This window comes from bacterium, assembly GCA_021372615.1.
Lineage (GTDB): Bacteria > Armatimonadota > Zipacnadia > Zipacnadales > UBA11051 > JAJFUB01.
On sequence record JAJFUB010000013.1, the window covers coordinates 100,006 to 125,035 of the forward strand.

Genomic DNA, 25,030 nt, shown 5'->3' on the forward strand with positions numbered 1-25,030 from the left:
CGAGGCGACCAAGTCCCTCGGTCTGCAGGAGACTAGAACATGCGACCCTACCAGCGCTTGTCAATCTGCCTACTAGCTGCCCTCGCCACTTGCTTGGCCTGTGCACAGACAGCCCCCGCCAGCAAGCCCATGGCCGCGAAGGCCAAAGCCCTGATCCAGATCTGGATGTGGGGCGGCCCGGCTCAGACCGAGACCTTCGACCCCAAGCCCGACGCCGGGCGCGATGTCTGCGGGCCGCTCACCAAGCCCACCCAGACGAACGCGCCGGGGATGATGATCGGGGAACTGCTACCCGAACTGGCCAAGCAGGCCGACAAGTACTCCATCATTCGCAGCATGACCCACGGCAACAACGGCCACGAGACGGCGGCGTACATCATGCAGACCGGCCGCAAGCCAGGTGGCTCGCTGGTGTTCCCCAGCGTCGGCGCGGTGGTCTCGCTGTTCAAGGGCTATGACCACGGCTACACCGGCCTGATCCCCCCGTATGTGATCCTGACGCAGCCGCAGGGGCGCTTCTCAGAAGTCGGCTTCCTGGGGCCCAAGTACAAGCCCTTCTGCACGGGCGGGGATCCCAACGCCACGCGCTTTGCGGTCGAGGGTGTCGTGGCCCAGGGCATCACCGACCAGCGACAGCAGGAGCGGCGCAAGCTGATGGCCGCGCTGGACACGCTGGGCAACTGCATGTTGGTCAACCCTCGGTTTGAGCAGACCAACAAGAGCCAGGAGAAGGCCTATGACCTGATCCTGGGCGATGCCGGCAAGCTGTTCGATCTGTCGCAGGAGCCCAAGGAGCTGCGCGACAAGTACGGACGCACCACCTTTGGCCAGTCGTGCCTGATGGCGCGCCGCCTCGTCGAGGCCGGCGTACCCTATGTGACCATCAACTACGGCGGCTGGGACACCCACAAGCAGCACTTCGAAACCATGAGGCGCAGGCTGCCCGATATGGACCGGGGCTTCGCGACACTCCTGCAGGACCTGTCGGACCGCAAGCTGCTGGACAGCACCATCGTGTGGTGGGGCGGGGAGTTCGGTAGGACGCCGCGCGTGCAGTGGGAGGCGCCTTGGAACGGCGGTCGCAGTCACTTCGGGCAGTGCTTCTCCGTGGTCGTAGCCGGTGGTGGCTTCAAGGGCGGTCATGTGATCGGCTCCTCGAACGCGACCGGGGAGCAGGTGGCGACCCGCCCCGTGTCGCCGCAGGACCTGATCGGCAGCTTCTACGAACTGCTCGGCATTGACTCCAACGGCCCGCTCCCCAATCCGCGCGGGCTGAAGCTGAAGGTGCTACCGTCGTCTGAGGAAGAGGGCATCAAGTCCGGCGGCCTCCTCAGGGAGATCATGTGATGTCATCCCCGAGACTCTGCGCTCTGGCGTTGTTGGTTTCATGCGCCGCGCTCGCCTGGGGACAGTCGCCCCGGCGCGGAGTGCCTACCGCCGGCTACATCTACCCCGCCGGTGGGAAGCAAGGCACGACTGTGCATGTGGCCGTCGGTGGGCAGAACCTGGCTGGTGTGAGGGCCGTGCATGTCGGTAGTGCGGGCGTGCGCGGAGTCGCCGTGGACTACGCGCGCCCGTTGAACCGGAAGCAGCTTCGCGACGTCGGCGAGCACCTGCGCGTGCTGATGCGGATGCGCTGGGCCCAACTCATGGGGAAGCCGGTGACGAGCAAGGACGAGGAGGACCTGAAGGCTCTCGAACCCCTACCCGACCACCCCTGGCTGCGCGGCCTGGACAAGAAGAAGCTCAAGGAACTCGACGACCTGCGGCTGAGGCTGTTCAACCCCAAGGCCCAGCCGAACGCCCAGCTTGAGGAGATAGCGTACCTCGACCTGACGATTGACGCGCATGCGGCCCCGGGACTGCACGACCTCCGCGTCGAGACCCCCAACGGCCTGTCCGACCCCGTCCATTTCACGGTCGGGAGCCTGCCGGAAGTCAGCGAAGCCGAGCCCAACTCGATGGAGACGGCTGGGACCGTCCTCGATCTGCCCGTGGTCCTCGATGGCCAGGTCATGCCGGGCGACACCGATGTCTGGCGCTTTCGGGCCCGGCGCGGGCAGAAGCTCACGCTCACGACCCAGGCCCGCAGCTTGGTGCCGTACCTGGCCGACGCCGTGCCCGGGTGGTTCCAGGCCACGCTCACGCTCTACGACGCTCAGGGCAGGGAAGTGGCCTTCAACGATGACTACCGCTTCGATCCGGACCCCGTGATCTTCTACCAGGTGCCGCAGGACGGGGAGTACGCGCTGGAGATACGCGACTCGATCTACCGCGGGCGCGAGGACTTCGTCTACCGGATCACGGTGGGCGAGCAGCCGTTTGTGACCAGTCTCTTCCCACCTGGCGGCACGGTCGGCAAGCCGCTGACGGCACAGCTCACAGGCTGGAACGTGCCGACGGCCCCGGTGAAGCTGGACACAACGGCCGGCGGGCCGACGATCCGCCACGTGTCCTGGCAGTGGGGCAACAAGCGCTCGAACACCGTAGCCTACGCGGTGGATGACCTCACCGACAGCGCCGAGGCCGAGCCCAATGACACGGTCGCGAGCGCGCAGAAGGTCTCCTGGCCGCTGGCCGTCGACGGTCGCGTCGGCAAGCCGGGGGACGTGGACGCCTACCGGCTGGAGGGACGCGCCGGGGACGAGCTGGTCGTCGAAGTGCAGGCACGGCGCCTGGGCTCGCCGCTGGACTCGCTGGTGCGCGTGCGCGACGCGGCCGGCCGCGTCACCGCCCTCAATGACGACCACGACGACAAGCAGGCGACACTACTGACGCACCAGGCGGACTCGTGGCTGTCGGTGAAACTGCCGAAGGCCGGAGCCTATACTGTGCTCGTGTCCGACGCGCAGGCGCATGGGGGCGAGGAGTACTTCTACCGCCTGTGCCTGCGAGCGCCGCACCCGGACTTCGCCCTGCAGATTGCGCCCTCGAGCCTGAAGCTGGACGCAGGGCGGACGCAGGTGCTGGAAGTGCACGTGCTCCGCCTGGACGGCTTCAGCGGCCCGGTGGAACTGGCTCTGGGTGGCATGACCGGCGGGTTCGTCCTGAACGGTGGCCGTGTGGGCGCCGGGCAGGATGTGGTTCACGCGACCGTGACGGCGCCGACTGAGCCGCCGACCGGCGCGGTCGCCCTGCAGGTCGTGGGCAAGGCGCAGATGGGCGGGGCCACGGTCACGCGAACGGCGGCAGCGGCGGACGAGATGATGCAGGCGTTCGCCTACTGGCATCTGGTGCCCGCTCAGGAGTTCGCCGTCGTCGTCGGGCCGGCGCCGCGTTGGCCGCCCCGGCTGGACATCGTCAGCGATGGCGCGCCGCTGCGGCTGTCACCGGGGGGAACGGCTCAGGTGCAGATCAAGACGCCGCCTGTGCCCACGCTGATCAAGTCTCTGCGTCTGGAGCTGAAGTCCGCCCCCGAGGGCGTGACCATCAAGGAGCAGAACGCGCTACCGAGCGGCCTGGCGCTGACGGTGCAGGCCGACCGCGCGAAGGTCAAGCCCGGCTCGGCGGACAACCTCATCGTCGAGGTCTTCATCGAGGCGGAGGTCAAACGAGGGAACGGACAGACCGTCACGGTGCGGAACTCGGTGGGAGTTCTGCCGGCGGTCCCGGTTGAGGTCGTTCCCTGACGATAATCGCGTTGGAGGACGCAGCATGCAAGACGGGTTTGCCCAAGGTTGCCGTACGCGCGAGGTGTCGCGCGAGGGTATGCAAGAGCTGTCCATCACCTGCGCCGGGAAGCCGGCCGACGACCTGGAGTTGCTGGCCCGGCATGTCACCAGTGAGTGGGACGCGGGCGTCATCGCTGCGGAGTACTTCGGGCCCCGCCTGAACGGGTCAGCCCCGAGGGCGCGCGAAGTTCTGGCCCAGGCGACTATGCCCCTGACCTGGGTGCAAGGCGGCGACAAGGGAGAAGGCCTGGGGGGCATCCACCTGCGCGCCGTGACCGGCGCAGAGGTCCGGCCACTGCGGCTCGATGGCGTGGTCGTGGGCTCCGTGATCGAGGGACCCTATGCGGTGGAGTGCCTCCTGGGTGGCGTGCACTGCATGGACACCAGCCTCTCCGCCCCCGCGCAGGCACGGGCCACCTTCGAGCGCCTCGAGGACGCCCTGGCCCTGGCGGACATGGACTTCTCCCATGTGGCACGCACGTGGCTCTTCCTGGATGACATCCTCTCCTGGTACGACGACTTCAACCCCGTCCGCACCACCTTCTTCACCGAGCGCGGGGTCTTCGACCGGATGGTGCCGGCCAGTACCGGCATCGGCGGCAGCAACCCCCATGGCGCCGCGATGGTGACCGGCGCCTACGCCCTCAAGAGCAAGCACCCGGCCGTGACAGTGCAGGCCTTGCCCTCGCCGCTGCAGTGCCCGGCCCTCCAGTACGGCAGTTCGTTCAGTCGCGCCGTAGAAGTGGCCATGCCGGATCTGCGGCGCGTGTTCGTGTCCGGCACGGCGAGCATCGCCCCGAGCGGCGAGACCGCCCACGTCGGCGACGTGGCGGCCCAGACCGCGCGCACCTGTGAGGTCGTCGAGGCCATCCTGCAGTCGCGGGGAATGGGCTGGGAGCACGTGACACGGGCGACGGCCTACGTGCGCTACGCCGAGGATGCCGGGGTGCTCGAGCAGCACTGCCGCACGGCGAACCTGCCTCCGCTGCCGGTCGTGGTGGCGCACAACGTCATCTGCCGCGATGACCTGCTCTTCGAGTTGGAGGTCGACGCGGCGCTGCCGGTGTAGGGTGCGGCAGCACCGTGGTGCTGCAGTACTGACGGACCACTTTGAGCGCCCGCTAGTGCGGGCGCTCAATGGTGTCCGCCAGCGGACACCGGGCAGGTCACCGCGCTCGGGACAACGAAGTACGGTCGTCGCGTAGAGCAGGGGCAAAGACCCGGCAGCCCTCGGGTTGGCGCCTCATCTCCGCCGTTATGAGGTCCCAACCATGAGGGTCGGTCGGTCTGTGCTGCTCGCATCCCTACCCGTGCTGCTGTCCGCGCTATCTCCCTTCGCCATCGCCGCCGACTGGCCCCAGTGGGGCAACACTCTGGGCCGCAACATGGTCGCCGTGGAGACTGGGCTGCCGAGCTACTTCTCCGTCGGCGTGCCCGGCCGCGGCGACTCATGGGTCACCAAGCCCGAGAACCTCAAGTGGGCCGCTCGCCTGGGCAGCCAGACGTATGGCAGCCCCGTTATCGCTGGCGGCAAGGTGTTCATCGGCACGAACAACGGCGCTCCCCGCAACTCTCGGCTGACCGGCGACCGGCACGTACTGATGTGCTTCAGCGAGGCTGACGGGAAGTTCCTGTGGCAGATGGCCACCCCGCGGCGAGCGCGCTCGGCGAACTTCAACCCCGACTACGGGATGCTCGGCCTGTGTGTCGCGGCCGCGGTAGACGATAGCCGCGCCTACGTCGTCACCAGCCGCTGCGATGTGGTGTCCATGGCCCTGGACCCGCTGGGCCCGGAGAAGAAGCCCCTCTACGCCAAGGAAGCCTCCTACCTGGCCTTCCCCGCCTCCGAGCACGTCGGCGCCAGCCGCAGCGGCCCGGTCGTGAGCATCCGCCCCGGCGGTCCCGTCGCGCTCAGCCAGAGCGATGCGAATCTCGCTTGGGTCTACGACATGGTCGCTGGCGCGGGCAGTTGGCCCCACGAAGCCAGCAGCTCGTCGGTGCTGCAGGTGGATGACGTGCTCTACGTCGGCACGGCGAACGGCAAGGGCAGCGATCACCGCACCACTCCCTCGCCCGGCGGTGCCAGTCTGATCGCGCTCGACAAGCGTACCGGGAAGCTCCTGGCTCGAGACAACGCCGGGATCGCGCCAGGCGTCTTCCATGGCCAGTGGTCGTCCCCGTCCTATGGGGTCGTCAACGGACGTCCGCTGGTGTTCTACGGCGGCGGGGACGGCGTGTGCTACGCCTTCGACGCCAAGCCCGAGCCGCGCGGCAACGGCAAGCCGGGCGCGCTCCGCTGTGTATGGCGATGTGACGGGAACCCGCCCGAGGCGCGGCGGAGAGGCTACCGCGACTCCGCCGGGCCGAATGACATCATCGGCACGCCCGTCTTCGACAGCAACCGGGTCTACGTGGCCACCGGCCAGGACCCGCGGCACGGCCCCGGCCGGGGCTGCCTGACTTGCATAGACGCGACAAAGGCGGGCAAGCTCACCGACGGGGCGGGCGTGCGTTGGCGCTACAAGGGTATCGGCCGCACCTGCTCGACCGTCTCGGTGGCTGATGGCTTGGTGTATGCGGTGGACTTCGCCGGTACGCTGCACTGCGTGGACGCGCAGACCGGCAAGCTGGTGTGGAGCCAGAACCTGCAGTCCAAGGTCTGGGGTTCGACTCTGTGCGCTGACGGCAAGGTGTACGTGGGTACCGAGCGCGGTCAACTGTGGATCATGAAGGCAGGCCGGCAGAAGCAGGTACTGTCCACCATAGCGATGCGCAGCCCGATCTACACGACGCCGGCCGCCGCGAATGGCGTGCTGTATGTGGCGACCCACCGGTACCTATACGCGTTCGCCAGGCCGAGCCAGGATGGCGAAGTGGCGCGTCGGTGACACAGGGCACAAATTGCTGTTGCATCGAGTGGGGAGTCTGAGTATAATGGCAATCTATCGCGCGGTGGAGCAGTCCGGTAGCTCGCAAGGCTCATAACCTTGAGGTCAGAGGTTCGAATCCTCTCCGCGCTACCAAACCATTCACCACTGGCTCCGGAACCTTGTACTGTATCTCTACAGTCAGGTCATCCGGGGTCAGTTTCATTTCTGAGACATGGTTGCGAACGAGTCTCTTCAGGTCTGCAGGGCTCCCTCCGGCGAGCAGGCGCTCCGTGTCGCGGCGGTAGGCCATGACCTCCTCGGTCTTCAGCATGGGTAGATCGCGAGCCACTCCTCGCTGGACCTCTGCCTGTTGCTTCTCGAACTGCAACTCTCGCAGACGCTCATTCGCCCGGGCTGCGTCCGCCAGGCCATCCTCTATGGCTGTGCGAACGTTGGCGATCTTCTGCTCGACCCCCTTCAGGCTCTTGTCGGCGGCCGCTGTCAGAGCCCCAGTCGCTCCACACAGGGCGCTCAGTTCGTCGTTGACCATCCGAGTGAACTTGCCAGCGTCACTGCAGAAGCCCAGAAGGCCCTGCAGCCCCGCCATGACCTCTGCCTCCACCTCCTGTTGGGGGACGTAGACCCCCGGCCCACAGCCAAGGCCCTTGCGATATGGCTGGCTTCCGCACACATAGTAGTTCTGCCCCTCAGCCACGCGGCGGCCTATCATGTTGTTGCCACAGCGTGCGCACTTGAAGAGTCCCCCGGACAGTAGGTACCGCGATTCACGACTCCTGCCGTAGCCCGCGTCAAAGCCCTGGTGCCTCTTCCGTTCCCGCGCTTCCAGCACCGCCCGCGCTTCGTCTTCCGTGATGAGCGCCTGGTGGGCCTTCTCGACGATCAGCCACTCCGACGGGGGACGCTTCCGCCCGTTCTTGTGGTGGACGTTCCAGACCCCGAAGCCGCAGTACTGCAGCAGCACGTTGGGCTCCAGCAGTGAGTTCCAGGTGGAGGTTGACCAGAAGGGATTCCGTCGAGCCGGGATCGCGTGATGGTTGCAGAAGTCGCGGAGTTCTTCGAGGGAAGCGCCGTTGGCGGCCAGATTCACAAAGCAATGCCTTGCCCATTCCATTGTCGGCTGTCCAGCGACGATGGTCTCGTCTGGGACCCAGACGCTCTTGGTCTGCGGACGGCCATGCTTGACCTGGCCTCGGTCGAGTTGCTGTAGCCGGTACCCCCAGAGAGGTTGTCCGCCATTCTTGTAGCACCAGCCGGTCTCCGGATCGCGCGTCTGCACGTTCGCGCGACAGCCCTTGCGCGTATGGAATGCCACCTCCCGACTGAAGGCCTCGTTCTTGGCGAAGGTGATGGCCTCCAGGTAGACCCCCGAGACGGTCTCCGTATCCATGTCCGGGTCGTTGAGGGACACAATCTCCAGCCCCTGCGCCTTCAGGTCCCGGAAAAGTTGCCTGCCCTTCATGCTGTCCCGCGAGAAGCGCGAAAGGTCGTGGACCAGTATGATCGTGACATCGGCCCGCGCCTTGGCCACCTCGATCATCCGGCGAAACTCATGGCGGCGCTCCTCGTGCCGGAAGGCGCTTGCGGCTTCTTGGAAGGTCTCGACGATCTCTATGCCGTGGCGCTCAGCATATTGCTCGATCTCGCGCAGTTGCTCCGGGATGGACAGGCCTCGTTCCTCCTGGCCCTCCGTTGACACGCGGCCCCAGGCCAGAGCCTTGCGGGGTCCCTTCTCCGCCGCTCCTGAACCTGGCTGCGATGCGCGGATGATCTGTTGGGCGAGACTGATCTTGTCTTCCATAGGAGCCCCTCTGGCTGCCTCTCGCGGACCTGCGATGTGCACTCCCCCTGATTATACAACGTGACGGCGATTATGTCTTGATGGCAATGGCCTGACAGCGCCGCGCCTCCAGTACCGTGCCGCGGGGAAGGCGGCTGCACGGCTACTTCTGCCAGCCGTCCATCACCCCTGTTGCAGCGTTACAGGGTTACACCCCTGTTGCAGAACTCCTCCCGCGAGGAGTAGTAGCCGCAAGTTCTGGAACAGACCCCTCAACCTGTAACCTTGTAACCCCCTATGCCGTCTTCAGCCCGATCCCGGTGTACTGCCGCGTCGGCCTGCCGTTGTGCCGCAGAGTCACCTTGTCGAATCGCTCCCCGATGTTCGTGCCGAACGTCGTGCTTGACATGCGCTCGCGTGGAGGCAGCCCGGCCTCGTCGCAGTAGTCCTGGTAGGCCTTGAACAGTTCGCCAGCGGGCACTCGCAGGTTCTCGCCGGCCTCGCAGTATTGGGCGAGGAAGTCGCCGAGACGGTCGGACACTTCCTGCCACTGCTGCGAGGCCATCACGACTGCCTCCGGTTGCGGTAGCCCTTCGGCGATCCACAACCCTGCGCCCGCCACCGCCCAGGCGAGAATCCCCGGCAGTTCGGCCATGAGCCTGTCGCGCAAGTCCGGTTCGGCCTGCGGGCTGAAGCTCCGCGTGAAGGGTATGAGGCGCACCCTTCGCCAGAAGTCGAGGCTGTCGTCGTGAACACGCGGTCGGTGGTTGCAGGCCAGCCAGAGCTTCCCGCAGGGCTGGAACGAATAGGGCATCGCATAGAGTGCCCGCGCCGTCATGGGGTCCCCGCCTGTCCAGGCTTTGAGACGGCTCTCGTTGAGACGGGCGGCCTCGGCGGTCTCGCTGGCAGTGACTACGCGCGCGCCGTCGAGAACCACCACGTCACAGGATACGCTCGCTCGGTTCGCGGCCTCGAAGGTGCCGAAGCCCGTGTTCGCGGCGTAGTCGCCGAGGACCGCGCGAAGAAGGTCAAGCAAGACCGACTTCCCGTTACTGCCGCGCCCATGTAGCAGGAAGAACACCTGCTCACTCATAGCTCCGGTGAGGCTGTATCCGATGGCCCGCCAGACGAAGTTGACAAGCTCCCCGTCATCGGCAAAGGCCTCCTGCAGGAACCGACTCCACCGCGGACACGTCGCCTGCGGGTCATAGGCCACGGTCGTCTGCTTCGTCACGAGGTCGGCGGCGGCACCGTCGCGCAGGGCCGCCGTCCGCAGGTCCACAATACCATTCGGCACACCTAGCAGGTAGGGGTCGGCGTCCCAGTCGTTGCCCCGATCCGCGATAGGCAACTCGTTCTTCGCCAAGTCGAGACACGCGGTCAGCTTCGCCGCCGACTCCGAGGAGAAGGCCCAGGTCCGTCCCTCCTTGTCATCGAGTCGGCCAGCAGCATCATAGCGCCGCCGCGCGGCTGCCTTGACAAGGCGCTTGAGTTCGCCGCCACTGTCCACTTGCCAACGGTGTTCCGCAAACAGCAGCCATCGGTTGCGCCGATGGTCGAATCGGACGCGATCACCGAACAGGTCGGCGAATAGCTCCGCGTTGCCGCTGTCGGTGCGGCGGTACGCATTGATGCGCGCGTCATGCGGTTCCAGGTCCCCCACCGGTTCGTACCGGCCTATGCTGGCGGCGATCCGGGCGACTTCCGAATCAGGCAGGGGCGGCTGGTATTCGCGGTTACGCGCTTGCAGTGCCGCCAGCATTTCCTCCGCCCTCAGTCCCGCTCGCCGCAACTTCCCGGCCAGGCTCGCCAGGGCGCAGTTCCGCTCGCCCTCTTTGATGGGTCCTACCGCTGCTGGTCTGCCCTTCTGCGGCTTGTCGGCGTCCGCGCGCAGGGCCTCCAGCAACCACTGCGGACACTCGGCCAGGGCGACTTCATCCGGGCTGCAGCCGTAAGCCCACGAGTATTCAGCCCCTGTGGGATGTATGCTTCCTGCCGCCACTACATAGCCGCCTGCGGCTTTCACGTGCAAGCCGGGTCCAACGGCTTCTCCCCGCGAGTCGTTCCTCACCGGGAATGGTGGATGCGCGAAGTAGAAGTGAGTCCCGCCGCCGGGCCTCCCGGTCTCGACGGCCAAGGTCGCAGGCATGGGCTTGCCGGCCAGAGAGGAGCGCCCCTCCTCGTCGTCAACGTCCAGCACGAGCAGCCCCGAGGTCGGGCCGCAGGCAATGCCGACGTTCGCGAGAGACCACTTCCCCCACCATGCCCTGATCTGCGCCGGGTCGGTGGTTGCCTCAGTGACACCGTGCTCATTCTGAGGTCTCTTGGCGCGCGGTCTGAGAGGAAAGACGGGCCATCCTCGGGCCGCATACGCTAAGGCTGTCTCCACGAACACCCTAGTTGACATGAGTTCCCTCGCGGTAGGGGAGGGATCAAAGCGGGGGCCGCACCGCGAGGAAGACGGCCCCACGCATCGATCCAAAGTTCTGCAGAGCTACGTGGCTGGAACTGCCTCCTCGCCAGGTTGCGCCTGTGCAGGCGGCTCGTCAGGAAGCAAGCAGCGGACATTCGGGTTCTTCGTCGGCGGTTCGGTGAGCAATCCGGGATGGTCCGCCAAGTACGCCTGCGCCACCAGTCGCGCCAACACGGCCTCAAGCTCGCGGAGCGCCGCGCCCGGAGCGGTCTGATCGCCAAGGGTATATGTCATCTTGTACTGTATGAGGCGCGCTGACATGCCCATTCGCTCTCGAAAACGAAGAAACCGGACACGTGGCCCCTCGTGCGACAAAGGCCAGTGTCCGGCTTCTATCCTGCCGACTGTGCTGCAGGAAGTGAACTACATCTTGCCGCGCTCCTTGTGTGGACTCGACCTAAGCAGCTCCCTTAGGTGTAGTAGTGCCTGCTTGGGGTCGTCACCTGCGGCCTGTCGCGCCTTCTCCCAGACAGCGACGAAGGCCCCAGGCGAACCGGCTGCCTTGAAGTCAGCCTCGGCAAGCTCCTCCGCCCGCTGCCAAAGTGCCCTCTTCTCATTCTGCAGTAGCGTGTAGTTCTGTTTGCACACTGCACGCCCGCAAGTGCTGCCGCCGCGCTCGGCGAGGTAGAACGTGCCACATTCCGGCGCGTCGGCTTCTCGCTCCTCAAGCAGGTAATCCCAGTGCGCGGCGATACCAGAGGGCACGCGGCACTTGCGCAGACAGGGGTTCCCCGTCTTCGCGATCTGGAGAAGCAACCGCAATGTCCCGGCGATCCGCACGTCGTAGGTGCTGGCCTCCCATTCGGCCACCTCTCGCGTGTCAATCAGGAGGTCAACTCGTTCGTCGCATGGCTGTGGGCAGTAGCAGTCGCCGTCAGGATTGTTGTAGTTGAAGTACCCCTCGGTCTCGCCGAGGCCGCCAGCCATGATCCAGAACCGCGCCAGGCGCTCGCCCCTGCTGGCTACCTGTCGGAGTTGCTCTACCTCGCCGAGGGCGAAGTCACGGAAACGTATTGCCCCTGTCGCGTCTTGAGTGGACGCCTCTCCTCCAGGACATATGGCATCTGCCACTCGCTGCAGCGTCAGCACGCAACCATAGAAGCGAACCCGTTCCTCCTCGTGATCTCGCACAATCCAGTGTGCTGGTGTGGAGCAACCGAGCACAATCGGGACCTCACTAAGACCGACCTTGGCCTCGGCTTCCGCTCGCATCTGCTCAACAAGCTCGGGGTCAGCGTTCAGGAGGCCGAGGAGGCGCTGCTCTTGTGCCGAGATAGGCGGGCTCTCGGAGTAGTCCTCGTGCCAGGCCCATCCGAGATCGAGGACCTTCCGTGCGTCGTCATGCCCGGAAATCCCCGCCGCCTCTACGCCTTCTTCGGCCAGTGTCTTGGTGAGCAACTCCTTGGCTTCGCGCCTCCATCCGCCCGCCTTCAGCACCTCAACGAGTTGTGCTCTCATCAGAAGCCTCGAGTGGCCGAGCAATGGGTCACTATCGTCCTTGAGCATCCCCAGCGACCGCTCCAATGCTCCCCGCGCATCGCCATACAGTCTGGCCTTCTGCTGCAGGTCCGCGAGCCTCTGCAGAGCGTAGAAGACGCCGAGTTCGCTCTTGCGGGTCACTGCCAGTTTCTCTTCAATGGACACCACCTGCGCCTGCAGCTCGGTCGCCCGCTGAATGTCATTTCTCTCTTCGCGGACGCGGGAGAGGTTGGACAGGATATTCGCTCGCGCTTGAGACTGATCGGATGAGTCGGCAGCGTCGGAGGCCGGCAACAGAGTCAACGCGTCATTCAGTCGGTTCTCGGCGCTCGCATGATCCCCGCCGAACGACAACGCATAGCCAAGTTCGCTGAGGGCGTGTGCTTGCAGAACGGTCCTGTCAGCTTCATCGAGGTCCTTGCAGTGTTGGAGCCACTCGGCGGCAAGCTCATAGTACCTGATCGCATAGGGATAGGCAGCGCGCGGGGTCTCCGATCCCTGATCCTTGTACAGCAATGCTCGTCCGAGGGACTGGCAGGTATGGTACCCGAGGAGGCCAAGCTCCCCCACATGGAAGTGGCGGAGTGCGTTCGCGGCGTCGTAAAGCGTTGCCGAGAGTAGGAAATCATCGTCTTGCGCCAAAACGAGCAGAGTGGTTGCGCACTTCCTCACATCCTCTGCCGGCAAGCCGAGCGCCTCGGCCTGGCGTAGGTTGAGGGTAGCAAGCCGCAGCGTGGCGTAACTCGGCCCGGAACACTTCCATCCGCCGGCAAGGTGCTCGTCGAGTTCGAGGACATCTTCGGGCGCCACGTCGGGGAGATCGTGGTCCTCGATGACGATGTCATCGGGAGGACCCATGACAACGTCAGTGCACATGAAGAGCTGCACGACGGAGTTCTGCTCCGGGGTACCAGTCGCGGGCATGGCCCACCGCCCTGCTCCAGGTTTTGACTACTGACCAGGTCCCTCTCGCGGCCGATCTGTTGGCTACGGTCCAGAGTCACTGAAGGACCGCATTTCCGCCTTGCCATCGAGATACGCGGACAGCATCGCGTCTATCCCGTCCAGCAGGCAAGCGATCTTGTCCATCACCACCTGCACGTTACGAAGCCCCACCCTCCTCAGCCTTGGCAGCGTCGGATCGCCCTTCGTCGTTTCGGGGTAACGGAAGGCCTCAGATGTGCGGTCATGCTCGCAGAACTCGCCGATCAGACGAGCAACGTCGTCCAGCACCTCCACCGGGCCGCCAGGTGACACGCGGATCACCAAGGTTCGGCAAATGCCCCAGTGCTTGCCGATGTCATGCGAGCGAAGGCTATCACCCGGCTCTTCGTCGAGAAGCTCCCAGGCGCTTCGGATGAGGCTCTTGATCGCCAACTCCAGGTACTGCCGATAGAGGAACAGGATGGGGTACAGGAGGAAGTCCTGGTCTCGCAGTGTGCCTGTCACGTGCGCCACGACGATGTCGGCCGCCCGCTTGTAGCCTTCCGCATAGACATACCAGCGGTGGCCGAACTCGTGCGATAGTAGCGCATCAGTGCGCCAGTCCTGGCTGTCACCGGCGAACATCCGATCGTCCGCGCCCGGCCATTCCCCGGACGGCTCAAACGGTGCTGTATCGTCCACTTCCCTCTCCTCGCCGTCGTCACGAATGCTCATGGCCCTCATCCGGTGGGAGAATGGGCCTGTCAGGCCCTCCCTGCCAGTTCCGCCAGCACCTTCGGCATGTCCGTCATCTTCTTGACGACCGCGAACTCCCACTTGCCCCACTGCCCGGCGTTGTTGACCGCCCGCACCCAGCGTTGCGCCGCCGCCCACTTCTGCCGGTCAATCTCAGTCTCCTGGCCTTTGACCTCGATGAAGAGCATTACCCCGTTCCTCATGCGAACGAGGTAGTCGGGAATGTAGGAGTGCGTGGTGTCGGCGAACTCGTACGGAATCACGAACCCGAGGTGGTCGTTCTTGGCATAGGCCTCAACCTGCTCCGAGGCCTCCAGGCAGAAGGCCGCGCTGCCTTCCCATAGCTCCGAGTCGAGCACGACGTGGCTGATATGGCTCTTGCGCGTCGGGCGGCACTCGCGCTCCGTCGAGAAGATCACGTCATGCGTGGACCCCTTCGGGCGGAACCGCTCGATGCGCGGGAGAATGGCCGGCTCCCCCCGGTCGCTGTCGGGCTCGATCGCCTGCAGGAGTCGCTGGGCGATCAGTTCGCGGTAGTTCAGCAGCCCGATCTCCTTGAGGTTGACGCCCTCGCACACTACCCGCCTGCGGATGAACTCACGCACGATCTGCAACACCTGCGGGAACAGTTGCGTCCGGGCCTTGAACCGGAAGGCCTCCTGCCTGTCCTGCCCGGCCAGGAGGTCTCTGGTGATCGTCTGCGCCAGGTCGAACTCGATGCTCTGCAGCCGCACCTCGCGGTAGAACGCCTCCCGCGTCTGGGTCACCGTCTCGCCGGGGCCGGCCAGCCCTGGCGGGCCGCCCTCGCTCCAGACCTTCGGGCGGGAGATCGTCGCGGTCGGGTCCACGTTCGGCTCGACCTTGACCTCGGGGATCGCGTCCAGGTCTGCCCTGATCCGGTCGCTGACTCTGTAGACGTACCCCTCCACCAGCGGGAACTCAATCGCCAGGTGCTTGCGCTCCGGCAGGTCCTTCACGATGGTCTTGTCGCGTTCCGGCGGCGCCGTTCGTTCCGCGCGCTTCTTGACCGGGATGACCTCGAAGGGCACCCCGTACACGTCCACATACTCCTCCGTGAGTAGCCCGGTCTCTTCGTCAACGGTGTAGTTGATCCGCCGCAGGCCTCGCCCCACGACCTGCTCGCACAGAAGCTGCGAGTCGAAGGCCCGCAGGCCGAGTATCTGCTTGACGTTGTTGGCATCCCAGCCCTCGGTCAGCATCGCCACCGAGACCACGCACCGCACCTGCTCCCCCGGCTCGCCGGCCTTGCCGACCGTGGACACCTTCCGCCTAAGCTCGTCCCCGACCACCGTCCGCGTCTTGCCCTCTTCCTCATTCTCGGCCTCGGCGATCAGGCGCGAGTCAATGCGCATCGTCGGCTGGTACTCGTCCGTGTTTTGGAGCAGTTCCGGGAAGACCTGACCGGCGGCGCGCACCATGACCTTGCGCTTCTTGCCCTTCTCGTCTTCGACTTCTTCGGTGCGCTCGCCGCTAATGTGCTCGTACATGACCTGCGCCAGCGCCGTGTTATCGCAGACCACGATCATCGCTGGCGGGACCTCGCGGCCTTCCCTCTGGAACTGGTCCAGGCTCTGTTGCCACAGGCCCGCCAGTTGTTGCAGCGCACCGTCGGCACACTTGCAGATGGCCTCCGGCTTCGCCCGCCGGCGTCCGGTTGCGGCCGAGGCCGGGTCCTCTCGCTTCAGCTTGTCATTGATCCAGCGCCAGAGCGTGAAGTACTCCGGCTCCGTCCGGCCGGTGTTGCTGGCAACCGGCACGCGCGGTATCTTGACGAGGCCGCTCTCGATGGCGTCCACGAGGCCGAAGTCCGAGACGATCCAGGGGAACGGTGTGCCCTCCTCGTGGCCGCTGCCGCCGATGTAGAACGGCGTGGCCGACAGGTCCAGGCAGAAGCGAAGGCCCCGGTTGGCATTGATCCGGTCGAGCCCGGCCACCCAGACCGTCGCTTCCTCACGCTGGTCGCGCTGTTGCTGGGTCAGGCCCTCCAGTTCGTCCTCGCTCAGCGGCGGTGGGCGGTAGGCATGGTGGGCCTCATCGTTGAAAACCAGCAGGTTCTTCGCCGCGCCGAGGTCGTGCAGGACGCGCTTCGCAAAGGCCTCGTCGGACTCCCTGCCCCGCTGGCGAACACCACGCCTCCTGCCATCGTCCTGGACCATGAAGTCATGCCAGTTCGTGATGTGAATCCGGCCGCGCCCGATCAGGGTCCTGGTGCCGTCCGGCAGCAGGTCGAACTTGTCATAGTAGTTGCCGGGAGCGCCGGGGCGCAGGACTTGCAGGCGTTCTCGGATCGTCAGCCCCGGACACACCGCCAGGATCGCCTCGGGGTACCGCTCCTTGTCGCCGCCCACCGCGCGGTTGAGCCAGGTCCAAGCCGCGATCATCGCCATGACCACGGTCTTGCCCGCGCCGGTTGCCATCTTGCAGCCATAGCGCCGCAAGCCCCCGCGCCCGTTCGCCAGTCCCGCCGCGCTCTCGTCTCTGTCCAGGGGCAGCCGCTGGCGCACACTCCGGTCGCCGATCTCGTTCAGCCAGATGACCGTCTCCGCCGCCTCCAACTGGCAGAAGAACAGGCGCGGCTCGTGGTCCGTGCTCCACCAGTGCGCCAGCAGGTCCCGCGTCATCTTGGTCGCGCCGGGATAGCCGTCCTTGCGCCACTGCCGCACCTTCTGGCGTATTTCGTTCACCAGCTCCAGCGGATGAAACTCCTCCTCCGTCACCAGCGTCATCTGCTGCTTCGCGCCGGCCTTGCGGGAGCGCTGCCAGTACCCGGCGTCGCGGCGGTGCCCCTCGATCAGCACCGGCTGCTTGTTCTCATACATCCAATAGCGCAAGGGCTCCTCGTATGGGGAGTTGAGGATGGGCTGGTCTACGGCAAGCTGTCGCGGCTCAGGCTCGGTCTTCCTCATAGCCCCCTCACCACCATGACCTCGTTCCCGCGCCGGTCAATCACCTTCACCGCCGCCTTGCCATGCTTGCCCTTCGAGAACGGCAGGGACTCCGTGCCGGCCAGCATCTCGAACTTCTCCTCGTCAATGACCCCGCGCAAGGCCCGCCCCAGCTTCTCCCATGCCGACCGATCCGGGAAGAAGGCCTGGCAGACGCAGAAGGTCCGCCCGTCATAGTCCGTGTCCACGAACCAGCCTGCGACCTTGTCGCCCCTGTCCGAACTCACGGAGCCGTCCAGCGGGTTGTAGATGTCCACGCCGAGCAGCTCCACGACGAAGCCCTCGTCCGTCTCGCGCAAGTCCACCTCCGGCTCGCCGAACACCGTGAAGAGCTGGCTGCTGGCCGTGGTCTTGAGCAGGCTGTGTCCGTCGTCGTCCGTCATCAGCAAGTCGGGGCGGATGTGCGACATGAACGCCCGCACCCGCTGGTGCGGGTCGGCGGCGATGACCGCCTGCGCCTCGGCGTCGAAGGCGAAGCCGCAGAAGATGATCCCGTCATAGCCGCCCATGTTCGCTTCCCGCAGGCCGTCCTCCACCTGCTGCGTCGTGATCGAGCCATACAGTGGCCCGAAGGACAGGGCCACCTTCTTGAGGCCGGTCGCCCCGCCGTTGCCGGGCTCGCCCTCGGCATGGATGAACCCGCGCCCGCAACCTGTCAGGGTCGCGAAGACCATCTTCTTGTTGTTCGGGAAAGTCACCCCGTCCTTGCGCAGTAGCTCAATCAGCGTCTCGATGTGCTCCGCCGCTGAAGACGCCGTGTCCTGTAGGGCGGGGGCTTGTGCCCCGCCGCCTTCGGCCTCCCCCTCCATCTCCGGTTCCCCGCCAATCGGCGTCTCCTCCATCGCAGCCAGTGACGGCGGCGGGATCGCCTCCACCGTGAACGGCCCCGACACCCGCACCTTGTTCCGCGCCACCTCCGGCTGATCGTACAGCGTCTCCTGATCCGCGTTCGCGCGGATGATCGCCTCGTTGGCCTCGCGCAGCAGGCGCTCGATCTCCTCGGGTCTGGTCTTGGGGTTCGCCTTGCGGATCGCCTCCCGCCGCGCCTCCACTCTCTCCGGGTCAAGCTCCGGGTTCTGAGCGATGGACTTGAGTGTGACGTGCGGCACGGTCTTGTACTTGAGGTCGCCGTCAAGGCCCGCCGCTTCGTCGGCCAGGTCATAGTAATCGAGGCGTGCAGTGAGGAGGCGTTGCCGCGCGAGAAAGACGGAAACGCGGGAGGTATCGCACGTGATCCAGCGCCGGCCCCACTGCTCGGCGACATAGGCCGTCGTGCCCGATCCGCAGGTCGGGTCCAGGACAATGTCGCCGGGCTTCGTAGTCATCAGAAGGCAACGTTCAACGACCTTCGTGTTGGTCTGCACCACGTAGCTGCGGTCGCTGACGCCTGCGGTATCCGTCCAGTTGTTGTCCCGCTCGAAGGCAGCGAAGTCATCAATGTACCTCACATACGCCAAGCGGTCTCCTTGCACCACAAGGCGATTGGCCGCCGACAGACGCGCCATGCCCTCGCTTGTAGTGGACCATCCGCGCGAGCCGGGTGGGTAGAACGTCTTCCCGTCAGCCACGACGGGGAAGTGCATTGCCGTCCCAAGTCCAGAGGGCCGGCCTTGCCGCTGTGAGGTGACATCGCCCAAACGATATGGCCTCGCTCTGGGATCAATGCTGGCAGGATTGGCTACCTCTTCCTGAGTGAGTCGGCGACGCTCGCAGTTGCAGTCCTCGACGTACTGGTACATACCCGAACCAGCGCCACCGAGGCTCTTCTCCACGAATAGAGGGTTGTACGCAGGGCTCTCTTTGGCATACCAGAGCACATAATCTGTCGTCACGGAAAGGTACTTCGCGGTCTGCCCGGAGGTCTTCGTATAGTTGATAACCGCGACATACCTGTCGGCACCGAAGACCTCATCCATCATGGATCGCACGAGATGCAGATTCTCGTCGCTGATCTGCACGAACACACTGCCGGTCTCGCTGAGCAGGTCTCTCGCCAGCAGCAGCCTGTCCCGCAGGTAGGTCAGGTAGGAGTGTATGCCCAGCGTCCAGGTGTCGCGGTAAGCCTTGATCTGCTCCGGCTCCCGCGTCAGGTCCTCATCCGCCCCGTCCTTCACGTCGCGCTTGTCCACGCGCGGCTGGAAGTTGCTGTTGTAGCCGATCCCGTAAGGCGGGTCCAGGTAGATCATCTGCACCTGCCCGGCCATGCGCTCGCGCTCCAGGAGCGAGTTCATCACCACCAGCGAGTCGCCGAGGATCAGGCGGTTGGCCCAGTTCTCGGGGTAGGTGTAAGCCTTGATGACCTCATGCAGGGGTCGCTCCGGGTCGGCGAAGAGGCTCTTCTGCACCTCCTCGCGTCGCACGGCCCGGACGATGGCCTCGGTGGACAGCCGCTCGTGGATGTAGAGGGGCACGCTGTCCACCTCGAAGGAGGTGTGCTCGGCCTTGCCGGCCCAGACCAGTTGCGGGTCCAGGTGCGGGTCATACTCATACCGCTTCTTGGGCTGCTGGGAGGCGGGGTCTTCGTAACCCGACAGGCCGGCGGGCGGGAGGTTGAGCCGGGGGTCGTCATGGCGGTAGTCGTCCACCTGCGGCCCGGTGTCGGTGCCGGCCTTGCGGGGTTTCTTGCGGTAAGCCATGCGGGAACGTCCCCCTGTCAGTGGCGCGGAATGGTGCGTGAGGCATCCGGCCAATTCGCCGCCGCAGGATCGTCTTCCTTTGTGCGCAGGGCGCGTTGTGGTGCGCCGTGGGGCGTCGAGAGGGGCTCAGGTATGGGGTTAGCCCTACTGCAGCCCTCGTCGCGTTACAGGCGTCTGTGGTTCGTCCTCGCTGCCCGCAAGCGCAAAGCGCGCCCTGGTGTCGGGACGCGCTCTGGTCACCGCTTCTGCCGCCCCTTCACGCGGCGGCGGCCAGGGCTTTTCCCCGGTATCCCCCTTCCGGGTTCGCCGCCGGGTCCACTCGGTTGACCAGGTAGTAGACGGCGCTGGTGCTCCACTTGCGGCCCCGCGCGGTCGGCACTCCCTCGGCATTGAACAGGTCGGCGATCTGCGCGATGGTCTTCCTTGCGCGCCGCAGGGCCACGGCCCGGTCGGCGATCTCCGCAGGCGTCCGCACCGGCGGCCCCAGCTTGACGCCCTTGGCCTTCGCCGCCGCCAGCCCTTCACGGGTCCGCTCGCTGATCTTCTTGGCCTCCTGTTCCGCAACCCAGGCCCGAATCTCCAACACCTCGTCAATGCGCTTGCCGTCTTTGACCGTCCAGCTCTCCGCGACCGACAGGATGTTCACGCCTTCCTCTTCGGCCTGCTTGACGGTCTTGAGTATGCCGATGTTGGAGCGCCCCAGGCGATCAATCTTCGGCACGATCAGGGTCCCGGCTTCGCCGGCCATGATCCGCTGCAGCGCGTCCTTGAGGCCATCGCGCTCCTTGCGGCCCGAGGCCACCTCCACGACGATGTCAATCAGCTCCAGGCCCTCGCGGTCGGCTGCCTCCCGCAGTCGCGTCTGCTGACCGTCAAGGGAATGGCCGTTCTCGCCCTGCGCGACCGTCGAGACGCGCGCATAGCCGATAGCCTTTCCGGCTCCGTTGCGAACCCTCATGCTGATCTCCCGCTGCTTCTGATTGCCTCTCGGCCTTGCCATCTGAACTCGCCTCCTGCTGCCTGATTACAGGAGGGAGTATAGCATATATTCAGTAAACGGTCAACTGCTGAATACGCGCCACAAGCCCCCGAAGTCGCCCCACAATCCTGAGTTCAGGCGGAGATCGAGATGGAACCCGAGTGCAAGTTCGTCCAGAAGCTGATCGAGGAGATGGCCCAGGAGGACTGGGCCGCGGGGACCAAGCAGCGATTGCTGATCGATGCCCGGCAGTTCTGCGAGTGGTACGCCGGCACGTACTCCGAGTACCCGGATCCCGACGATCTGGCTCTGAACAATGCCGACCTCAACGACTTCAAGGCCTACTTGCTGCAACGCTGCCAGGCCAACACCACTGAGCGAAAGCTGGCCTCGCTTAGGGCGACGCTGAAGCTGGTGGATATCGCACTGCTCACCAAGCTTCGCTTCCCCAAGGTGCCACAGGCACCGAAGGCATCGCCCAGCGGCTTCAACCGCAAGGAGCGACTCGCGATCTTCCGGGCGGCCGACAAGCTGAGCCCCCGAGATCGTGCCATCGTGTACCTCGCCATGTGGACGGGAGCCCGCACGGGCAGCATCGCGGACGCCAAGCTCAGCGACGTGGAGATCAAGGCGAGATCGGGCAGCATCACCCACGACACGATGAAGGGCAAGGCCGGCGGCCACACCGTGCCGCTCAATGCCGAAGCCCGCGACGCACTGGCGGCTTGGATCAAGGTACGGCCCCCAGTGCAGCACGATTTCTTGCTCTGCTCCGAGAAGTATCCGTATGAGAAATTGAGCCGCTGGGCCCTCCACTCCGTCTTCCACAAAAAACTCGCGGTGCACGTTCCCGAGGGGCTGCGTGCCAAGCTCAAGGGCCTGCACCAGTGCCGCCACTCCCTCGCCAGGATGCTCGTCGCAGAGCAGGGCGTCAACTGGAGCGACGCCATGCAGACCATGGGCTGGAAGTCGCCCGGCAGCGTCATGACCTACACCAGGGCCTCCAAGGACGACCTCGCCAAGCATCTGGAGAGAGCCGTCGGCGAGGACGTCGAGGACTGAGCGATTCCCGAACCCCTCCCCGTACGCGGGGACGGCGGGAGATCGCCGAGCGGCGGGGAGATCGGGTTGGACGCGTCGGCGAAGTGCGAGCCACCCTCCCCGCCCCTCGCCAAATGCATCCCAAAAACAAACTGCGTACGATGTGGCTCCATCCGTTTCATCGCCGGTATAAGTACCGGCATGGAAAACTCAACCTACAACCGACTGATGGAGATCAACCCGGAGGCCCGGACGCTCATCGGGTTCGAGAGGGCCTACCTCGGCATCTCGATCTCGTACTCGGGCGACCCGGCCGCGACCTACGACTGGGAGAAATGCATCGAGATCCTCATGGAGAGTGGGATGGACCGCGATGATGCCGAGGAGTACTTCGACGCCAACGTGTTTGGCCTCGGCGGACCCGGCACCCTACCGCTCTTCCTCCAGCTCGACGAGGATGGCGATGGGACTCCGGCGGATGGGACCCAGGGCTGAGGGCACCGGAAATCCGGGAGGGGGGTGGCCCCAAACATTTAGGAGTCCCCCTGGACCGCTCCGTCGTGATGCCGATTTCCGGGGGGCTGCTCCGCCATCTCTCTCGGAGATCGGTTATGCCGGCGGGAGATCCCGGAGGGCCTTGCTGATCCACGGCTGACTGCATCCCAGAGCCTTCGCCAGCTCGGACTGGCTGCGATACCTCCCCGACTCCAGCAGCCGGCGGAAACGCTCCGCACGCTCGACCGGGGACTCCTTGGGCAACGGCTTGGGCGGGGCCGAGGACGGAGATCGACCGTTGCCGAACTCCAGGATCACGGGGAACTGCAAGGACACCAGGATCCGTCGCTGGGAGACCGAGGGGCTACCAATAATACCCTGAAATGGCCTCAGAATGGCTTCTGAGGCCATTTTCTTTGGCCAGGCCCTCCTGAGTCAACCCGCCGAAACGTGCCAAAACGGCCCCGTGGTTCGCAAGGTTTGGCGCGTTCGGCTTTGTCAGGTGGTGCATGACTTCTGCGCTAGCGGGGCAGCCGTGGCTGTGCCCGGCCCTGCGCAAACCCAGCAAGTAGCGAGGCAGATGGAGGTAGTAGCGGATAGGTGCGGAGAGAGTAGAAGCACTGCGTGTCTCCAGGACCTGCGATCTGACCAACTGCCGGTGCTCCGCCCGGAAGGGGGCTCCCTTCTGATGTCGGTCTCAACCGGGATTCGAGTGGCAACCTACAGTTTCCTGTGGGCAATCCAGCCAACCCATTTCCCTCCCGTGGATGACGCCATGGGTGTCCCATCCAGGCGGCCGGTGCGCCAGGACCTCTTCGCGGAGGCGCAGCGAGGCGTTGACGATCGGCGGCGGGGCCAGTGTCTGCTGTCTATGGTGACTGGTTGCGGCCGCTGGCAGTGACGTCTGCTGCTGCCTCAGCCAATCCGCCATCACGACAGCCGTTGCCGGCCCCAGCGATCCGCTGCCACAACGGATGATAGGGTCACTACCCGCCCGCATGCGCGAACACTCGCAGACAGTGATTGGGCGTATCGGCGACATACACGCGTCCGTCAGGAATCACCACCACACCACTCCCGCACGCGCCGGGCCAGCCAAACTGGCCCTCGCCCGTACCGCGTTCGCCCCATGTGGCTAAACTGCGCCCGTCGCTCGTGAATTTGCGCATACACCCCGCCGCCGGGTCGAAGACGTAGACAAATCCGGCGTCATCAACTGCAATGCCTTCAGGCTGCTTCAGCTCACCCGGACCGGCGCCTTCCTTTCCCCAACCGCCGAGGAAGCGACCGCCACTGTCGAACTTCTCTACACGGCAGCATCCGCTATCCATCACGTACAACAGCCCCGCACGATCGACTGCCATCCCCCCAATTGAGCCGAATTGACCGTCCGCCTGAAGGCCACTCCTCAACTGGCGAACGAACTGACCGTCGAGTGTGAACTGCTGGACTCGGCACGTGTTGATGTCTGCGGCGTATAGGTATCTACGACCGTCCGTGGCAAGTACCGATACGTGGTCAAACTCGCCATCGCCGTCGCCGTGGCTGCCCCACATGTGTAGAAAGCGCCCGCTGGGATCGAACTTCTGAATGCGATGATTCGAGGTATCGCCGACGTAGACGTTGCCAGCTCTGTCCACGGCAATCCCGGTCGGCATGGCGAACTCCCCAGGCTCCAGGCCCCAGGTACCCCACCTGAGCAGGCAGGCGCCGTCAGGGGAGATCTTCTTCACGCAGTTGAGACGGCTGTCGATGACGTAGACGTTGCCCGCGCCGTCCGCGGCAAGCCCCTCGGGGCATGGGAAGTCCCCATCGCGCGGTCCGGGCCACGCGCGCAACAGCTTCATTGCAGGGGTGAACACCTGCAGCCGGTCGTTGTCTGCGTCAGTGACGTACACGTTCCCCTGTCGGTCGACGGTGAGGCCAAACGGCCGGGCGAACTCACCGGTTCGCGTTCCGGCAAATGCCCACGTGCCTTCTACTTCGCCATGTGATGTCAGCTCTACGATGCGAGCGTTCCCGGTGTCGCTCACCAGTACGTGCCCATCAGGGGTGACGGCAAGGTCGCCGGGTTCCTCGAGCCCTCCGGCGTCCCAGGTGGCGAGGCATTGCCCATCTGGGTCGAGCTTCGCGATCCGGTCATTGTACGTGTCTGCGACATAGATGTTGCCTGCGGGGTCGAGGGCGATCCCGGTGGGAGATGAAAACTCACCGAGTCCACTACCTTTGCGGCCAAAACGGCGAATGAACCCGCCAGCAGCGGTAAACACACTGACAGAGTTAGTGGAGCTGTCGAGGACGTAGAGTTCGCCGCCGGGCGCGAAGGCGAGGGCGCGCGGCGCCATCAGTGCACCGGGGGTCTCACCATAGCTTCCGAAGCTAACGGCCGCTGTGCCGTCCGGGTTCAGCACCTGGATCCGGTGGTTGTTCATGTCCGCGACGTGGATGCGCGCGTTTGCGTCAATGGCGACATCTGAGGGCGTCTCGAACTGACCTGATCCATCTCCGAATTGACCCACGCAGTAAAGGAAGCGGCCGTCCGCTGTGAACTTGATGATCCGGTTGCTGCACTGGTCCGCGAGGATGACATTGCCGTCGCTGTCCACCACAGGGCCAACCGGGCCGAACAGCACGTGGGGGTTCCCCAGGGCTCCGACAGCCACGTAAGGTGCCGCCCGCGCCGGGCAGCAGCATGGCGGCAGGACTGCAAGTAGTGCCACGGCCACAGCACAGACAACTCTCGTCCTGTCAAGCATGCCATTGCTCCTTTGCGCGAACCGAAGGTGCTACGCACTCTCGCGGCGGCGGTTTGGTGGTTGCGACCCCGGTGGTGAACGAGAAGTAGGGAGCCCGTGGACACTGACTTCGTTTCTGCTCTCCCCACTCACCACGACCGTGCTTTGGTAGCCGCTCTGTTGATACAGGCCCTGGTTGATCCGAGT

14 protein-coding genes and 1 tRNA gene are annotated in these 25,030 nt (G+C 65.2%); 7 read left to right on the forward strand and 8 right to left on the reverse strand.

Annotated elements, in window-relative coordinates:
• Nucleotides 1-39: 39 nt before the first annotated feature.
• The 5 genes from LLH23_01445 to LLH23_01465 all read left to right on the forward strand — a co-directional run bounded on the left by LLH23_01445 (nt 40) and on the right by LLH23_01465 (nt 6,694).
• Entirely contained in the window at nt 40-1,347 is a 1,308-nt protein-coding gene (locus tag LLH23_01445) for a DUF1501 domain-containing protein (protein MCE5237142.1), read from the forward strand.
• The gene (locus LLH23_01450; protein ID MCE5237143.1) at nt 1,347-3,629 is read left to right on the forward strand and encodes a PPC domain-containing protein; all 2,283 of its coding nucleotides are present in this window, start codon (nt 1,347-1,349) and stop codon (nt 3,627-3,629) included. The genes LLH23_01445 and LLH23_01450 overlap by 1 nt, the downstream gene beginning before the upstream one ends.
• Before the next feature lie 79 nt (nt 3,630-3,708).
• Nucleotides 3,709-4,740 (forward strand): hypothetical protein, encoded by a 1,032-nt coding sequence (locus LLH23_01455; GenBank protein ID MCE5237144.1) that lies wholly within the window; start codon nt 3,709-3,711, stop codon nt 4,738-4,740.
• 202 nt (nt 4,741-4,942) lie between these two features.
• Nucleotides 4,943-6,559 (forward strand): PQQ-binding-like beta-propeller repeat protein, encoded by a 1,617-nt coding sequence (locus tag LLH23_01460; protein MCE5237145.1) that lies wholly within the window; start codon nt 4,943-4,945, stop codon nt 6,557-6,559.
• 58 nt (nt 6,560-6,617) lie between these two features.
• Nucleotides 6,618-6,694, forward strand: a tRNA-Met gene (locus LLH23_01465).
• Here LLH23_01465 and LLH23_01470 read toward each other — a convergent pair.
• From LLH23_01470 to LLH23_01500, 7 genes are all read right to left on the reverse strand, one after another.
• Complete coding sequence (locus LLH23_01470) at nt 6,651-8,360, reverse strand: recombinase family protein (protein MCE5237146.1); 1,710 nt, start codon at nt 8,358-8,360, stop codon at nt 6,651-6,653. The two genes, LLH23_01465 and LLH23_01470, sit on opposite strands and share 44 nt — an antisense overlap.
• A 274-nt stretch (nt 8,361-8,634) precedes the next feature.
• Nucleotides 8,635-10,746, reverse strand: a complete 2,112-nt coding sequence (locus tag LLH23_01475) for a phage/plasmid primase, P4 family (protein MCE5237147.1) — start codon at nt 10,744-10,746, stop codon at nt 8,635-8,637.
• A 429-nt stretch (nt 10,747-11,175) separates the two neighbouring features.
• Nucleotides 11,176-13,179 (reverse strand): hypothetical protein, encoded by a 2,004-nt coding sequence (locus LLH23_01480; protein ID MCE5237148.1) that lies wholly within the window; start codon nt 13,177-13,179, stop codon nt 11,176-11,178.
• 99 nt (nt 13,180-13,278) lie between these two features.
• A complete protein-coding gene (locus LLH23_01485; GenBank protein MCE5237149.1) occupies nt 13,279-13,950 on the reverse strand; it encodes a hypothetical protein in 672 nt (223 codons plus the stop codon).
• Nucleotides 13,951-13,979: 29 nt separating this feature from the next.
• Nucleotides 13,980-16,898 carry a DEAD/DEAH box helicase family protein gene (locus tag LLH23_01490; protein ID MCE5237150.1) on the reverse strand — a complete coding sequence of 973 codons (2,919 nt, stop codon included), beginning with the start codon at nt 16,896-16,898 and terminating at the stop codon, nt 13,980-13,982.
• Entirely contained in the window at nt 16,895-19,573 is a 2,679-nt protein-coding gene (locus LLH23_01495) for a site-specific DNA-methyltransferase (GenBank protein MCE5237151.1), read from the reverse strand. The genes LLH23_01490 and LLH23_01495 overlap by 4 nt, the downstream gene beginning before the upstream one ends.
• A gap of 256 nt (nt 19,574-19,829) precedes the next feature.
• On the reverse strand, nt 19,830-20,573 hold the full coding sequence (locus LLH23_01500; GenBank protein MCE5237152.1) for a recombinase family protein: 744 nt from the start codon (nt 20,571-20,573) through the stop codon (nt 19,830-19,832).
• Between the two features lie 129 nt (nt 20,574-20,702).
• Between LLH23_01500 and LLH23_01505 the strand changes: the two genes are divergently transcribed.
• Nucleotides 20,703-21,614, forward strand: a complete 912-nt coding sequence (locus LLH23_01505; protein MCE5237153.1) for a tyrosine-type recombinase/integrase — start codon at nt 20,703-20,705, stop codon at nt 21,612-21,614.
• A gap of 180 nt (nt 21,615-21,794) precedes the next feature.
• Entirely contained in the window at nt 21,795-22,088 is a 294-nt protein-coding gene (locus tag LLH23_01510; GenBank protein MCE5237154.1) for a hypothetical protein, read from the forward strand.
• 986 nt (nt 22,089-23,074) lie between these two features.
• Here the strand turns inward: LLH23_01510 and LLH23_01515 are convergent.
• Nucleotides 23,075-24,721 carry an SMP-30/gluconolactonase/LRE family protein gene (locus LLH23_01515; protein MCE5237155.1) on the reverse strand — a complete coding sequence of 549 codons (1,647 nt, stop codon included), beginning with the start codon at nt 24,719-24,721 and terminating at the stop codon, nt 23,075-23,077.
• Between the last annotated feature and the right edge of the window lie 309 nt (nt 24,722-25,030).

Bases quoted from the DNA above. Each gene is read 5' to 3' on its own strand.
- LLH23_01455 (MCE5237144.1), top strand. From the start codon at position 3,709: ATGCAAGAGCTGTCCATCACCTGCGCCGGGAAGCCGGCCGACGACCTG.
- LLH23_01505 (MCE5237153.1), top strand. From the start codon at position 20,703: ATGGAACCCGAGTGCAAGTTCGTCCAGAAGCTGATCGAGGAGATGGCC.
- LLH23_01450 (MCE5237143.1), top strand. From the start codon at position 1,347: ATGTCATCCCCGAGACTCTGCGCTCTGGCGTTGTTGGTTTCATGCGCC.
- LLH23_01490 (MCE5237150.1), bottom strand. From the start codon at position 16,898: ATGAGGAAGACCGAGCCTGAGCCGCGACAGCTTGCCGTAGACCAGCCC.
- LLH23_01500 (MCE5237152.1), bottom strand. From the start codon at position 20,573: ATGGCAAGGCCGAGAGGCAATCAGAAGCAGCGGGAGATCAGCATGAGG.
- LLH23_01510 (MCE5237154.1), top strand. From the start codon at position 21,795: ATGGAAAACTCAACCTACAACCGACTGATGGAGATCAACCCGGAGGCC.
- LLH23_01470 (MCE5237146.1), bottom strand. From the start codon at position 8,360: ATGGAAGACAAGATCAGTCTCGCCCAACAGATCATCCGCGCATCGCAG.
- LLH23_01495 (MCE5237151.1), bottom strand. From the start codon at position 19,573: ATGGCTTACCGCAAGAAACCCCGCAAGGCCGGCACCGACACCGGGCCG.
- LLH23_01445 (MCE5237142.1), top strand. From the start codon at position 40: ATGCGACCCTACCAGCGCTTGTCAATCTGCCTACTAGCTGCCCTCGCC.
- LLH23_01485 (MCE5237149.1), bottom strand. From the start codon at position 13,950: ATGAGCATTCGTGACGACGGCGAGGAGAGGGAAGTGGACGATACAGCA.
- LLH23_01460 (MCE5237145.1), top strand. From the start codon at position 4,943: ATGAGGGTCGGTCGGTCTGTGCTGCTCGCATCCCTACCCGTGCTGCTG.
- LLH23_01475 (MCE5237147.1), bottom strand. From the start codon at position 10,746: ATGTCAACTAGGGTGTTCGTGGAGACAGCCTTAGCGTATGCGGCCCGA.